This is a genomic window from Niabella hirudinis, assembly GCF_051201075.1.
Classification (GTDB): domain Bacteria; phylum Bacteroidota; class Bacteroidia; order Chitinophagales; family Chitinophagaceae; genus Niabella; species Niabella hirudinis.
Window position 1 is genome coordinate 118007 of record NZ_JBPEHJ010000006.1, and the last position, 15340, is coordinate 133346.

The window sequence follows — 15340 nt, forward strand, 5'->3', positions numbered from 1 at the left end:
CCGGCCAAATTAATTGAAATTTTCGGAAATTTGTATATGGGTTGCCAGTTATCGGGTTCCTGGCCGCCGGGTTTTGTTACTATTTATTATAAGGAGGAGTTACCTGTTTCATTTTGAAAAACCAATGCGTCTACTATTAAACGAGGTAAATGAGTGGTTTCAGGTATATAAAGTTGTTGGTGCTTTGGAGCATTGCCGGAATAGTTACCGGTTGCCAGAAGAATGGGGAATCTACGCCCGGCCAATATACGCTTACCACTATTTTTGAAAACCCGCTTCCGGAGGCGGTCACCATACAATACTTCAACGCGCGGATCAAACCCAATGGTGATACTACTGTTCTTTTTTCCGGTGAAAAGATCCTTGTGGATGCCAATTCGAGCACCCAGGTGGTAGAAACCATTTGTTTAAAGGATTGTCCGCCTCATATTGCATCACCGGAGTTTAATATGGCCCGCGTCACTATTGGGGATAAACAAAAAACAGATATCAATTGTAAGCTCTTTTCTTCTGACGCTGCGGCAGCCCATTGCGAAGCGGACCCTTATAACATCTTCAATGAAGCACAGTGGTCGGTAACAAAAAAAAGTTCGGGTGATTTGCTCAAAACTTATACACTGAATCTCTTTGAACCCGGCGATACGCGGTAAGTTACACGGCCGCATGGAGGGCGGCTATTTAACAAAACATTGGATAGGCCAGAAAAGAAAGCCTGCTTAATTTTAGTGATTGATGCGGCGCTATATTTTCATATTACTGATGGGGTTTGCCCTACTACCTGCCATAACATTTGGTCAAACCTACCTGCGGGGTAATATTTTTATATACACCAATGATACGCCCGTTCCCGGAGCATCCGTTACCAACCTCACAACTGGAAAAGTAATACAGGCTTCGTCTTCAGGCTCCTATGTTATTGAAGCAAAGAACAGGGACATCGTTGTTTTTTCTTTTACCGGCCTAACCAGTGATACGGTAAAGGTAGAGGAGCAGTTGCTAAAGACGGGCTATGATGTGGGTTTGACCGCGGATCCGCATACGCTGCGCAATGTAACCGTAACCAGCAACTACCAGCTGGATTCTTTAGAACGGAGGGAGCAGTATGGCAAGTATTTTGAAAAAGGTCCCGGTATCACCGGGGGCAATCGTCCTACGGATGGGTTTGGCATTTCTATAAGCCCGATCAGCCATTTTTCAAAAAAATCCCGTGAGCAGCGGAAGTTCCGGAAAAAGCTGATCAAAAACGAAAAAGAGGCTTATATTGATTATGTTTTTTCTCCCATCCGTGTCAGCAGGCTCACGGGTTTAAAAGGCGATTCCCTGAGCCGGTTCCTGTACCAGTACCGGCCCTCCTATCAGCTTGCCCGTTCCCTGGACCATACAAATATGACCACCTATATCAACGATCGCTATAAGGAGTTTATACGCCCTAAACAATAGCATCCCGCATTTAGCCGATCAATGAAAGATAGGCCTGCGCCGGTATTACTTTTATTAAACCGGCGGCTCTCTTAAATGGCTTGTGAAGACGCGAACCCTGGCCTGCGCCTCAAGGTTGTATCAAAAATCACTTTACAGCATGATGTCACCCAAGATGTCATCCCGGGCTTGACCCGGGATCTATTCTTGTTTCAACTTCTATGCGACCTCTATGCATGAATCCCCGGATCCTGAAACAAGTTCAGGATGACTATAAGCAAGTATTGTCATAACCCTATTGTTTTGCAACGCAAATGGAATACCCGGCAAGGCAAATGAAAGGCGCAGCGCGGCGGTAATAGTTGCTGCTACTGAACGATCCGTACCGTTCCCTTCAAACCGGCCGGCAGCAATGGCTTGCCCTGTAGCCGGATGGGTGCGGTGGTCCAGGTAACCCGCTTCGCTTCCGGCAGCTGCTGATCGCCCGCCAGCCGGTTTGCCCAGGTATTGGTTACTGCTATTTCCAGGATATTGGTTCCCTTTTTTATTGCTTTTGAAATATCCACCCTGAAGGGGTAGGTCCAGATCACACCACAATCGGCATGATTGATCTTTACGGAAGCCAGGTTATACAGGCTGTCCAGCTCCAGCCATACAGGCTTTCCGGGTGTTATTTCCTTCAGGTTAAACTGATTTTTATATACCGCCGTACCGGAATAGTATTTAATACCCGGCTCAGCAAATGTATTCCAGCACTTTAAGCTATCCATTACTACTACAGTTGCAGGGCCACCCGCAGCAGGATCAAATGTTACGCGCCAGTTGCCCGGAACGATTGTCAGCGTTTGCAAAGGCTGTTGCTGCCCGAAACGATGCGATGCTTCCCCTGGTTTTTTAAAATGCACAAATACGGAAGCGTTGGGTTCTAAACTCAGCGGCACCACTGTTTGCCCGCCCCTGCTGCGCCAACCGGCGGCCGCTGTTATTCTGCCGGTTACAGCATCCAGCAGCTGAGGCTCCAGTCCCTTTACCCGGAATGCAATTTCAAGACTGCGTTTTTGCTCAAATGGATTGGAAATAAAATAAAGATCGCCATCTGCAAGGCTACGATGCGCCCAGGCGATGGTGTCGCCGCCGCTCAGTACATCCACATCCCGCTCCAACCCCAGGCTCCGCAGATCCTGCTGCCGGAAGGGCGCTCCAACCAGTCTTCCTTTTGAACTTTCGGGGTTGAACAAGTCTTTCAATAGCTCATTTAACGCAACGGGACTATCATTAAAGCCAAGCGGGGCATCAAAACCCTTATCCATAATCACCCTGGCCCCGTTGCTCACCAGCTCCCGTATTTTTTTTAACACGGCAACCGATAGCAGACGGCTATTGGGGTTGAGCGCCTGCTTGCCCGGGATCACCAACACGGCGTAAGAAGCACCTCCCGGGGTTACAACCCGCCCCTGTTTCACACGCATCTTTAGTAACACATCCGGGTTCACACCATCGTATTTATAACCGTGCAGCGCATTTACATAATTGCCCGGATCCCCAATATTAGCTGCATGCAATACTCCGGAGGGTTGGGTAGTCATGGGCTGACCGGCATTTTCCATTCGCTTTTTTTCATAAGCAACGGCCGCAGGTCCAAAAAGACCGGGAAGGGTTTGTACCAACCGTTCGGGCAATACGGAACGCCGCGGCAACTCTTCCCCCGTGAACACCGCTATATCGGCAACGGGTTTTCCCAATTGTAACAATGCGGATGTCCTTGCCAGGTAATCGATCCAGGCCTTACCGGGCCGCATCCATGTTTGGTCTCTTTGAAAATACAAGCCCACTCCGTCTAATGTTACGCCTGGCTTTTTGTTGAGGAACGGGTTATGGGCAAATACATGCAATACCATTTTATTAATGCCCATGGCAAAGTTGCGGTCGCCCAGCACTTTGATATTGCCCGGATGCTCGCTCCAATCCATCCGCAAAGTAGTAAAGGCCTCCGCCTGCACAATGTTTTTACCATAAATATGTGCGCCGCTTATGGCATCCAGCATATCATTGGGCTTGTCGTGCGTGGGGCTGTTCAACCAGAATTCCCCCATCGGAATATCAACGGATTGATAGTGCAGCAATCCATCGCTCACCATGGTAGGCGCCACACTTTCCGCACTGAAGACGGCGCCCTTTTTGTGCGCCAGCTTTTGCAGCGTTGCATAAAAAACATCCCGGATCAATTCTGCAATGGTAGCACGTACATCATGCAAGACCTTTTCTGACGCAGCGGCGCTTTCGAGCGGCACCCCGGTCATTGCCAGCAGCCAGGGCCGGAGATCATACCCCCGCCGTTTATAAAATTCCTCAAGAAAATGGCGGCTCCAGTTTTGACTGCCGCACTCCCAGCTATCTACATGAAAAACCTTCAGTACTTCTTTTGCAAGCACCGGGTCTGTTTTTTCAAAAGCTTTTGCAAACCAATTATCAAACTGGAGCTTTACCGCTTCGGGATCAAACTTATCACATTCCAGTCCTTTGCCCGCCCCGCCCGTGGCATTTATGTGGCCGGTGCTGGTATGACCGATGCGAACAATCGCCCATTGGCCTGCCGGGGGCACCCAATGCAGCGTACCATCGCTATCCATTTTGCCCGTAAGATTGATAATATCCTTTAAAGGCACGGCATCCTCATCCGGAACCTGCGCTGCATCTGTATTTGCGGCTACGCGCCATACGCTGCCGTTCTTGGCCTCGTATTGGTTAATCACCGGCTCATCGCCCGGATAAATGCCCATCACCTTTAATGATGGTTTCCATTTTGCAGCGTCCAGGTCTTCGGCTCCCGGTTCGGAGCCGGCTTTATCATAAACAAACCGGAAATATTTTGCGGTGGTAGCGGGTATTGAAAAGGTATAATCCTCATCGGTATCCTGCCAGCCATGGCGGGGTGGCTCCAGCCGGGTTACTCTTTTAAAATGCACACCGTCATTGCTGCATTCTATAACCAATCGAAGCGCCTGGTAGTTATTGCCGCCGGTATGAATGCGCACGGATCTTGCCGTAAACGGCGTTGCATAGCGGTACCGGATCCAGGCAGCAGAATCTGCTTTGAAACTTTGTTTATTACCTGCATCTGCCGATGCCAGAAAATCTGCTGCAGCACCGGTACTGGTTGTTACCGTTGGCTTTATATGCGGATCTGCAAACGCAGCGCGGCTTTGGGAGCGATAGGCAAACACCGCAATATCCTGGTAATAGCCTTCGTTCGATGGAGGCTGCTCCAGCTGCAGGGGCTCTTTTGATCCTGATTTTACATACCGCTTGCTCCAGGTTAGCTTTTGCATGGATTGCCCGGGCCTGATCCAGGGGCCGCCGCCTAAGGCAAATCCATCGCTAAAATGCATTGCCAGCCTGAGGTTCAGTCGCTTTGCCTCTTTCATAGCATAACGAACCATACGCCACCATTCCGGTGTTAACTGGCGTACCGGGTGGGTATAGGGCAGTTTCACCGATGTATCGCCGATAGGCATCAGGTAGGCGCCGCCGATTCCTGCATTTTTCATGGATTCCAGATCTGCGGTGATTCCTTCTTTTGAAACAGCCGCATGCATCCAATACCAAAACACCCAGGGACGGGCCTGCTCCGGCGGATTAGCGAAAACAGCCTCCACAGGCTCCGTCTTTTGCTGCGATAATACCATTTGTGCACCGCCAAGGAGCCAAAACCATAAAAACAGGCGCCGCAGTATCCATTGTGTTATTTGTTTTTCTTTCATTACCGATACACGCATCGTCAAAGCTGTTCAGGGTTTTAATAATGCTGTTTTGATCCTCATCGTGCCAGGGGCAACCATACACACATATCCGAAGGCCCCCGGTTGGCCCAGGCATAGTAGGGGATCAGCTTCACCATTACCGGCCGCTGCGTCTTTTCCATTTCCTGGTATAATGTGTGAGCCCATTTCTGATGGAAAGTGGCCCTGGCGGTTCCTGTTAATGCCATAAAGCCTGCATGACTAAGCGTTGTCCGGACCGGGGTCCATTTTATACCTGCGGGGATGAGCACTTCTGTTATTTTATTGCCGTTATAATCTGGCGACTCGAGGCAATACACCACCGGCCCTCTCCTGACGGCTACCTGGTTCCGGGTTTCCTCTACCAGGGGATTTGCTTCCATCAGCTGTACCGGCATGTCCATAACCAGCTCAATTTTATCCCCGGCCTTCCAGCCTTTCTCTAACTTTATATATTGACCGCCCTTCACGTTTTGAGTGGTTCCTTTATACCGGATAACCGCATTTTTGCACCAGGCGGGGATGCGCAGGTGAATGGGCATGGCCGCCGGTGCTTTATCAATGGTGATTACCACATTGCCCTGCCAGGGATAATCCGTTTGTTGTGTTAATTCCAGTTCGCTGCCATCGGCTGTTTTCGTTTTTAAATGATTGCCGCTATATATATTTACAAATAACCCATACCGGCCCCAGCTATACATATAATTGCCAGCTTCTGCAATGGTGCGCACCAGGTTGGGGGGACAGCAGTTCGATAAACCGATATAGGGTTTTCGTCCCCCGCTCCACCGTCGCTGATAAGGATCATTTTTTGCAGCGGCCAGCGGGTTGGTATAAAAATAATCCTTTCCATCCAGGCTTACCCCGCTCAATATACTGTTATATAATGCCAGCTCTACAATATTCATGTATTGCTCCTGCCCGGTTATTAAAAACATGCGCCAGTTCCAAAGCAGGTTGCCAATATTGGCACAGGTTTCATTGTGCGCGCTGAGGTTGGGCAGCTGATAATCCTGGCCATAAGACTGATGCACTTTCTGCACCGTATCAGGGTTATAAGAGGTTCCATCTACCGAAACGCCGTCATATAAAGCCCCGCACCCGCCGGTAATATACATTTTTGTATTGATCACATTATCCCACAACTGATCCAGGGTGCTTTTTAAGGTCTTATCGCCGTTTTCGGCATACAGGTCTGCTGCGCCTGCCATAAGGTAATTGGCTCTTACGGCGTGCCCCACAATTTTCTTCATTTCGCGAAGCGGCGCCCGGTCGCTGTTATCATCTGTACCTTCCACCGCTCCGCGGATGTTGATCAGTTTTACCAGCAGGGCAAGATATTTTTCCTGGCGGGTAGTGCGGTAAAGCTCTGCCAGTCCCATATAATGCGAGGGACAAATGGCATTGCGTGCCTGTTCCGGTGTGGCCGTTTTATAAAAACCAATCAGGAAATCGGCTGCCTTTGCAGCAATCTGCAGCAGGCTGGTTTTGCCCGTAGCCCTGTAGTGCACACAAGCGGCCGTCATCAGGTGTCCAAAGTTATAAGCCTCAAAGCTGAGCTTGTCGTCAAATACTTTTTTTGCCCCGCTTTGTTTTTGCGCTATAATATTTTTTGTATAAATATAGCCATCCGCCCGCTGTGCTTTGCCGATCACGTCAATTGCTTCTCCCAGCCATTGATCCAGTTGCGGGTCTTTTGTGACTGCATACATAGCCGCCAGCGCCTCCAGCGTTTTATAAAAATCGCCATCATGAAAAGAGGGCCCCCTGAAATTGCCGGTATCCAGGCCGGCTGCCCGCCTGAAATTCTGAAATGCATAACAAATGGTATCGCTGGTATAGGTGCGCCAAAGGGCCGGCACCATTTCATCGCGACAAACGGCAAAACGCTCGGCCCAGAAGCCATTGGTAAATTTCACCGCTCCAAGACCCACCATTGATAAAGCTGCGTAGCGACTTTTTACGGTGTTTACCAGCCCCTGCTGCGCATAAACGGCAATATTTACCGTGCACAATGTAAGGAACACAATTAAAAAAGATCTTTTCATTTTAACGGCTTCATTCAATTATATATTTCACGAATCTCATCTCCCCATCATCATTTCACCAACGTCATCTCACCACCATCATCTCACCACTATCATTCCACTACTATCATTCCACCAATCTTCACCTAAATTGCTTTATACAGAACCTGATATTTTTTATTCTTCTCAATCGTTAATTCGTATATATTATTTCCTTTAACAGTCACCTGACCCTCTTTACACACCGGCTTTGTTTTGCTGATGATAATCAATTTCCCTTTACCCACAGGCGATGTAATTTTAATTTCTCTATCGCTGCAATAAAGTTCTATATTTCCTGCAGGAGTGGGCACGTTACCCTCCATCCATTTTAGCCCGCCCAGGGCCGGTTTTACTTCATATTGTGCATAGCCGGGAGCTGTTGGACTAACGCCGAGATAGTATTTTCCCAACAAATACAAGGGACTGGCACCCCAGGCATGACAGAGACTTTTACCGTACTTTCTTCCATACATAGCGTAATGCTCCGCGCCCTTTTTGGAGGGATCATATTCTTCCCAAAAGGATGTAGCCCCCAGCTTTAGCATACCACCCCAGTAATTTTTCATTTCCTGCAGCACATAGTCTTGTTCGCCAAGCGCGCAGAGAGCCTCCAGTTCGTAAAAACGCATATAGGGTGTGGTGATGGCCGGCACCTCTTTATTCAGCAGTACAGAGTTCTTTACCATCTGTTTTTGCTGATCATTAAAATAATTAAAGAAGATCGCAAACATATTGGTATACCGGGTCACATTTTCTGTGGGCTTCCCGTTTACCCTGCTGTGCACCAGCGCCTTTGCCTTATCACTCCAGTATATGGAAAATAATTTTTGCTTTAGCTCCGCCGCCGCTGCTTTGTAATGTGCGGCATCCTGGCTACGCCCCGCCAGCGCTGCACAAAGTCCCATCGTTTCCAATCCCCTTGCAAAAAGCAACTGTTCAAAACTCACCTCCCCTTCCTTGCTGAGGCCGGTAGCCCAGTCGATAAAGATCCAGTCGCCCGGCAGCCCTTCCAGCAACCCGTTTTTATTGCGCCGGTTCCAGACAAAATCCATCAACGATTTCATACGACCATAGTTCTGCACCAAAAAATCCTTGTCGCCACTGTACAGGTAATAATCATACACTCCCATAAACCAATAAAAGGTATAATCCATAATAGTATTTACATGCCCTGTTACGGGGTCTTTGCCGCGCAATGCATAGGTCGTGCGTTTTACCGTTTCGTTATCGTTCATCAGGTAATAATTCATCAGGTAGCTTTGATAGGCATCCCCGCTCCAGATCCAGCGATCGCGTTTGATACCATCAATAAAAAACTCCCGGGTGCTGAGGTGCAACGTGTATTTGGCCACCTCATAGATCCGGTTGAGCTCCTCATCATTGCAACGAAACCCGCCTTTGTCCTCCAGTGGTGCATATTCATATAAAAGCGAAGCATGATCCAGTTGTACATTTCCATCAATAACAATATTTACATACCGCAATGCTTTTGAGTTGGGATTGATGGTATCCACGGTATTGAGCTGGTTGACCGTTATACGGTCGAAAGTTTCTGAAGCCGCGGTATCCAGCGCCTCCTCCCGGCTTTCGCCATAGTAAAGCGAGATGGTACCTTTACCCGTTACCCCGTGCAGCTTTACATAACCAAAGGTTTCTTTTCCAAAATCCACCAGCATGCCTTCGCTCCGTTTTTCAGCGGATGTAGCTGCCACCGGTGTAACCGGCAATTTATAGGCGGAAGGCCTTGCTGCGGCATGATCAAAATTCCAGCTGCCCGCATGTCTGAAAACGGTGGCCGACAGATCGGAAGCCTTTCCCGTTTCATCAATCCACTCTTTATCTTCAAAAGTCACTTGCCAGCTGCTATCAGACACAATGGTGCGGCCCTTTACAAAAACCGTGGGCGGTGTGGCCTGGTTGAATACTTTAATATTGATTTTGTGGCTACCGGCAGGTACTTCAATAGCTCCCGGCGTTCCGGGAAACAGCTTGCCGTCCAGTTTGATGCTATACTGTCCTTCTGCGTAAACGGATACGGTTTCGGGCCGGTCCAGTTCAAACGTTTTATGAAAATCCACCAGCGGGTAATGACTGTCTGCTTTCCAGAATACAGGATAAAAAGCACCCCGTTCTGTACGGCGGTTTTGCATTTCATTGGAAAGCCATATTTCATAATCGCCGGGATACCAGATCCAGGTTTGTGCGGACGCCGCGAACCACGAAGACGCAAAGACACAAATGAACACAAAGAGTTTTAAAAATATGGTACTCTGAGTGGCGCGTGAAGACACACGCCACGACCATACGCTCCGGTTCGTGCATGCCTGTCCGGCAGGGAGATCCTTGCGGACCCGAGGCAGGCCATTATTTCCCGAGTCTGGGTTCCTGTCCTCACGAACCGGATATTTAAAAAGCCGATGCCTGCATTGCCGTACAAGTGTGCGACGCAAGTAAAGCGCAATAGCAGCACTGCTGCCGGGCCCATTATTTTTTTTATTCATCATATATTAACCAAATATTAAATACAAAACAATCATTACCGTACACAACGCGCCCCAAACAATCTTTACCCTTTTGGTGGGCTTTGCCAACTCCTGGGTTGCTATGGCCGTGCGCACAGGATGGGGGTCTGTAACCGCTATCAGCAGGGCCACAACAACGAGCAGCAGGAAAATAAAAAACGACAACAATAAGTAATGCGGCCAGAAGGAATATTCTTTTGCCGGCAATATCCATAAATAAACGACCCCAATACCAAGGCTGATGGCCGATCCCCAGGAAAGCGTAAAGTTTACCGCCCTGCGTGTGATTTTTTTCCAGAACACCGCCAGCAGGAACACGGCAGATAGCGGAGGCGCTATAAAGCCCAGCACCGCCTGAAACACATCAAACAGGTTGAGCCCCTTAATGCTGTCGATGGCAATGGCCATCAATATGGCAAAACCGCAACCGGCCAGCACCGTAAGGCGCCCTACTTTGATGATTTGCCGGTTAGTGGCGGCAGGGTTTATTTTCTTTACATAAATATCCGTTGTAAATACGGTGCTCAGGGCATTTAAAGACGAGCCGATGGTACCCACCAGCACGGCGATTAATACCACAATGACCAGGCCGTTTAGCCCCGCAGGAAACAGGTTGGTAACCATCGTCATATAAGCCTCATCGGGACTTGCAAGCTGCGGATACAATACCGAACAAGCGATACCGGGGATGATGAATAAGGGAATGGAAAGAATCTTGAGCCAGCCAATAAAACTTACGCCCAGCTGGCCCTGCTCCAGGTTGCGCGCGCCAAGTACGGATTGTACCATGGCCTGGTCTGTACAAAAAAAAGCCACAGCCGATACCGGGTAACCCAGCAAGATCGCCGGCCAGGGATAACCCGCATCGGATGCAGGCCGCACCAAACTCCAATAGGATGCCGGTGTTTTTGAAAACAATGCAGAAAGTCCGCCCACTTTTTGAACGCCCAATACACAAAGGATACAGGACACAATGATCAGGAGGATCATCTGGAACACGTTTACCCTGGCGATGGCCCTTAAACCTCCCGCCATTGCAAACAGAGAGGCAAACAATACCAACACGATCACCGATTGCCACATGGGTATTCCCAGGATCTGCCGCACCAGAAAGCCACCGGCAAACAGGCCCAGCGACAACCAGGAGATCAACATTTTTATCAATGCATACCAGGCCAGAATGTTCCGCGTGCCTTCGCCATAACGCTGTCCCATAAACTCCGGCATGGTAGTTACATTGCTCGCCAGGTACCTTGGTGCAAACACCATGGCCAGCAGCATCAGAAACACAAAGGCATACCATTCAAAATTTCCGGCTACAATACCCGTAGCATAACCAATACTGGCAAAGGCCAGCAACATTGAGGGGCCCACATTGGTACCCCACATATTAAGCCCGATATTGTACCAGTTCAACGATTTTCCGGCAAGAAACAGGGATTCATCTTTCTTTTTTCTCCGGCCAAAACTGGCGCGATAGCCGATGATCAGCAGTACCGCAAGATAGGCTACCACTATGGCATAATCGATGGGTTGTAATCTTGAAATAAGATGGTTCATTAATTCGTTATCTTTTATTTTATTACCGTCTGTTGTACTGCTATCATCTGTCTTGCATCGCACACTTGTGCTGTGGTGCAATGATCGGCTACCAATGTTACGCTCCTGCGGAGCTGTCTTATTCACCATTCATTCAACGCTACAAATGTTACGCTCTTACAGAGCTGCGCTACCCGTTGGCCCAACGTCCTCTATTTATTCCTCACTATTGATCATTGACTATTCACTTCTTACCATCACTACTCGCTATTAACCATTCTCAATAATTTCCCCAACCCATACTCCTTCAGCAAGGTTTTAACCGCAACCGGCTGCCTTGTTTTCAAACTCTGATCCATGGCCTGCAATAGCGCCACCGTTCCAATTCCCTCGCGCATGTCCGGGTAAGCCACTGTATCATTGTTGATGCTATCTGCAAAATACTCCAGGTAATTCTGATATTCGCCGGCGTGATGGCTTTGCCCTTCAAACCGGAAATAATGGTTCAGCTGCTGATCGCCCCAGGTAATCAATTGCTGCCCGCCTTTATTATTGGTGATGGCATAACGCAGCTCATGATAGTCGGCCTGGCTGGCGCCCTCCGTCCCGCGCAGGATGCAGCTCATCCCGCTTTCGCGGTTGGTTGGCTGCACCGGTCCGGTATAGGCGCCGCTTACGCGGGCAATGCGGCCGTCCTTGTTGCGAAAAATAAAATGCATGGTATCTTCATTTTTCAGGCCGGCTTTTTTGCCGTTGGCGCTGATCATCCCATAACCCATGACCTCCTCAATATCCGGCAGGTACCAACGAATAAAATCAACGGGGTGACTTAACCCGCCGTACAACCATTTAAATGATTTTTCCAGCGCCCATTTCTTTTTTAAAAACCAGCGATGATCGGCATTATAATGACTTTCTATTGTTATCAACTCGCCAATGAGCCCCTTTTCAAAATCGGCCCGCTGCCGTTTGTAAGGTTCAAAAAAACGGGAGCTTTGCCCCACAAACACCTTCTTCCCGGTCTTCTGCTGCAATTTCAACAATGCTTTTGCATCCGCCAGGTTATCAATAAAGGGTTTGGTACACACCACATGTTTACCATGCTGCAATGCCATTTGCACATGTTGTGCGTGTAAATGATCCGGCGTATAAATGGCCACTATATCAATATCCGGGTCGTTCAACAATGTTTCATAATGCGTGGTATAATGCTCAAACCGGAACTCGTTACTGCGTTGCCTGCATAATTCCTCGTTGGCATCACAAATCATTTTCAACTGCAATTTTTTGCTTTGTAATGCGGCCGACATGGTGCTCCGGCCCTCTCCTAATCCTACAATCCCGATATTTAACATGTGTTTGTTTTTATTACAAATGGATCGCTCCTACGGAGCGTGGACTATCAATATGGCCAGCCGCTATCCCCACTTGCTACCCGTCATTTCCTATTCACCATTCGTCAGCTCCACCCAGGTTTCTCCCTTCTTCGTTCCTTCGATACCCTCCTGGTAACCGCTCATTAACTGGTTCCAATCGTTCACGCGCGGATTATTTTCGCTGGTTTTGGGGTTTAAATCATCCAGCTTTTCGCCTTTGGGAATACTGATCACTAACATCAGCTGCCTTCCATTCTTAAATACCCGCAGTTGTTGAAAATCTGCGTTGCAAAATCCGTTGGACACCTCCGGCCATTTTTCAAATTGCGTGGCGTGATCATCAAGATATTCCTGTTGCTTCCCGGGATCATTTACCAGGTTAGCGGTCATGATAATATCCGTCCATTCCCTGGCAATCACAGCGCCCCGGCAACGTTCGGCCCGATCAAACTCATACACCAGATCCTGGTACACTTTAACGGTGACACCCGGAAATACTTTTTGCAATTGTCCGCGCAGTACGTTCACATCCGTTACGAGGCCATAAAACACGGTGTGCTGCTGCCATTGCCCGATGGTTGCCTGCTGCACCCCTTTTTCATGAAGCAGGGTATTCAGTGTTTTTAGATCAATGCGATTCTTATCACCGCCAACAAGCTCAACAAGCTCTTTTCGCTGCTTATTGATATCCAGATGCACCCCCTGGCTTGTTTTTTCTTTTAGTAATGCATGGTAGCGGCTTTCCAAACCAGCTTTTGCTTTTACAGCTGATGCCACCCCCGGACCATTATTGCTCCATTGATTGCCGGGGCCATTATTATTTTGCAAATATTTTTGAGCCGGTGTCCAGTTATTACGCAAGATAATACCGGACGATCCTTCATCGGTATACAGGTAAAACCAATGCGTGGGCAGGTGCGCATAAGGTGCTTTATAAATGCTGTCAATATAATTTTCCTCTATCAACGTTCCGGGTTGTGCGCTCAGCGTATAGATGCCTGCACAATCATAATTTGCGCGGCCATAATGATGAATGCGGTTAAAGCGGATGCGGTTGCGTTCCATGATATTTTTTTTTGGCGTCCATCCCCATCCCATACTGATTCCCGAATACGGTACATTTTCAACCTCGTTCCGTTCAATGCTGATGTTGCGCGAAAATCCCATTCCAATGCCCACACAGCCCCAGTCTTCATTGCCTACATCCGTAACCAGGTTATTGGCGATCTTAATATTTTCACAGATCACTCGGTTACCGGTGGGGTTGTAAGGTTTATGTATCTCCCGCCCATCATCGCCGAAATATCCGCCCTGGATGCCGGTTCCTCCTATGTCTTTAAAAAGATTTCCGGTAACGGAGGAGGCCTTTACCCCTATGCGAAGATCCAGGCCTGTAGCGGCCAGGTGCTCAAAACGATTGTCATCAAAACGGATATCGGCCGCATAGGATACCGCCACCGCGGCCTGGGGGCGGCCTACCCAGGCCTGGTTGTCAAGTGTTGGTTTTTCCTCCGTGCCGGCCGGCCGGAGTTTATAGGCTTCCGTCATGTACAGGCCAGCCTGGTGCGGTACATGCCCCTGCAGCGAAGACCGGTTCCAGGCACTATGTTCAAAACGGAGCCCTTTGATCTGTATATGTTCTACCGGAGTTTCGGGTAAGCCTTTAACAATTACAAGATTTTCTAAACGGGAAATAACGGTTTCTGCAACAGCCATATCCTCATCTGCCCGGGGATAGTAATAGATCTTTCTGCTGGCTGCATCGCAATACCATTCTCCGGGTTCATCCAAAAACGAAAGGGAATTACAAAGATAAAAGGCGGAGTTACCTGTTTCTGCGGAAAGCCAGGGAGCCGGCCAGGGATGCTCATTCTGAATATGGCTTTCCGGCTCGTAAAACCAAACCCGGCAGCTATCGCCGGTTTTCTCCAGCTTCCGGACGCGCAGGCGGGCGATCTCCCACCACTGATGAATAAAAAATTCCAGCCCATCCGTTACTTCAAGATCCTCAAACGGGTGTAGCGGAATAACCGCTGTTCCTGTTTTTTTATCCCAGTTCCGGATCCGGTGCATTTCATTACCCGGGGAGCTCTTTGCCCTTACCGCTTTTTTTTCATTTACCCATAGCTGTCGAAAGGGGATTGGGCCGGCTATAACCGGCAGGTTAGCTACCCATATACGCCCCGCCGCCGCCTGGGGCAACCCTTTTAGGTTGTCGGTATTTTCCTTCCACCCTTTTACCAGGATGCCACCGCTCAAAACAGGTTTTTCTCCAGGCGCCCCCTCTATTACCAATGGATTGGCAGGCGTACCATTGTCTTCCGGTCTTATGAATACCGGTTCGTTTAAGTAATAGGTGCCTCCCTTCATCATAATCTTTCCGGCCGGGGCCTTGCGTAATCGCCGTTCTTCCCGTACCTGCCGTATTGCTGCCGCCAATGTGGCTTTGGGAGCATTGAGGGTACCGGCGGCGGCATCGTTTCCATCGGGGGCAACATATACCTGCCCCCGTACTGCCAGCACAGCAAAAAATCCCGTAACAAATGCAAGACACAACCGTTTCACAATGGCGCTGTTTTTCTCGTTTTTTTTTTAACTGATACCGCACAAGTGGCAAAAGGTTGCCCTAATAACAC

8 protein-coding genes are annotated in these 15340 nt (G+C 48.9%); 2 read left to right on the top strand and 6 right to left on the bottom strand.

Features of this window, described 5'->3' with window-relative positions:
* The first annotated feature begins 149 nt into the window (after positions 1 to 149).
* On the top strand, positions 150 to 650 hold the full coding sequence (locus tag GGU45_RS13310) for a hypothetical protein (protein WP_435225456.1): 501 nt from the start codon (positions 150 to 152) through the stop codon (positions 648 to 650).
* Between the two features lie 82 nt (positions 651 to 732).
* A complete protein-coding gene (locus GGU45_RS13315) occupies positions 733 to 1440 on the top strand; it encodes a hypothetical protein (protein ID WP_435225457.1) in 708 nt (235 codons plus the stop codon).
* Positions 1441 to 1787: 347 nt separating this feature from the next.
* Here GGU45_RS13315 and GGU45_RS13320 read toward each other — a convergent pair whose 3' ends face one another.
* The 6 genes from GGU45_RS13320 to GGU45_RS13345 all read right to left on the bottom strand — a co-directional run bounded on the left by GGU45_RS13320 (position 1788) and on the right by GGU45_RS13345 (position 15269).
* Complete coding sequence (locus GGU45_RS13320) at positions 1788 to 5195, bottom strand: glycosyl hydrolase (RefSeq protein ID WP_435225459.1); 3408 nt, start codon at positions 5193 to 5195, stop codon at positions 1788 to 1790.
* Positions 5196 to 5236: 41 nt separating this feature from the next.
* Positions 5237 to 7246, bottom strand: a complete 2010-nt coding sequence (locus GGU45_RS13325; RefSeq protein WP_435225461.1) for an aceric acid hydrolase — start codon at positions 7244 to 7246, stop codon at positions 5237 to 5239.
* A 125-nt stretch (positions 7247 to 7371) separates the two neighbouring features.
* Entirely contained in the window at positions 7372 to 9771 is a 2400-nt protein-coding gene (locus GGU45_RS13330) for an alpha-L-rhamnosidase-related protein (RefSeq protein ID WP_435225463.1), read from the bottom strand.
* Between the two features lie 3 nt (positions 9772 to 9774).
* A complete protein-coding gene (locus tag GGU45_RS13335) occupies positions 9775 to 11349 on the bottom strand; it encodes an SLC5 family protein (protein WP_435225465.1) in 1575 nt (524 codons plus the stop codon).
* A 239-nt stretch (positions 11350 to 11588) separates the two neighbouring features.
* Complete coding sequence (locus GGU45_RS13340) at positions 11589 to 12683, bottom strand: Gfo/Idh/MocA family protein (protein WP_435225466.1); 1095 nt, start codon at positions 12681 to 12683, stop codon at positions 11589 to 11591.
* A 90-nt stretch (positions 12684 to 12773) separates the two neighbouring features.
* Positions 12774 to 15269: an L-rhamnose mutarotase gene (locus GGU45_RS13345; RefSeq protein WP_435225468.1), complete on the bottom strand. Its 2496-nt coding sequence runs from the start codon at positions 15267 to 15269 to the stop codon at positions 12774 to 12776.
* Positions 15270 to 15340: the final 71 nt, after the last annotated feature.

Coding starts and splice junctions, on each gene's coding strand:
- GGU45_RS13310 (WP_435225456.1), top strand. CDS start 150: ATGAGTGGTTTCAGGTATATAAAGTTGTTGGTGCTTTGGAGCATTGCC.
- GGU45_RS13340 (WP_435225466.1), bottom strand. CDS start 12,683: ATGTTAAATATCGGGATTGTAGGATTAGGAGAGGGCCGGAGCACCATG.
- GGU45_RS13335 (WP_435225465.1), bottom strand. CDS start 11,349: ATGAACCATCTTATTTCAAGATTACAACCCATCGATTATGCCATAGTG.
- GGU45_RS13330 (WP_435225463.1), bottom strand. CDS start 9,771: ATGATGAATAAAAAAAATAATGGGCCCGGCAGCAGTGCTGCTATTGCG.
- GGU45_RS13315 (WP_435225457.1), top strand. CDS start 733: ATGCGGCGCTATATTTTCATATTACTGATGGGGTTTGCCCTACTACCT.
- GGU45_RS13320 (WP_435225459.1), bottom strand. CDS start 5,195: ATGCGTGTATCGGTAATGAAAGAAAAACAAATAACACAATGGATACTG.
- GGU45_RS13325 (WP_435225461.1), bottom strand. CDS start 7,246: ATGAAAAGATCTTTTTTAATTGTGTTCCTTACATTGTGCACGGTAAAT.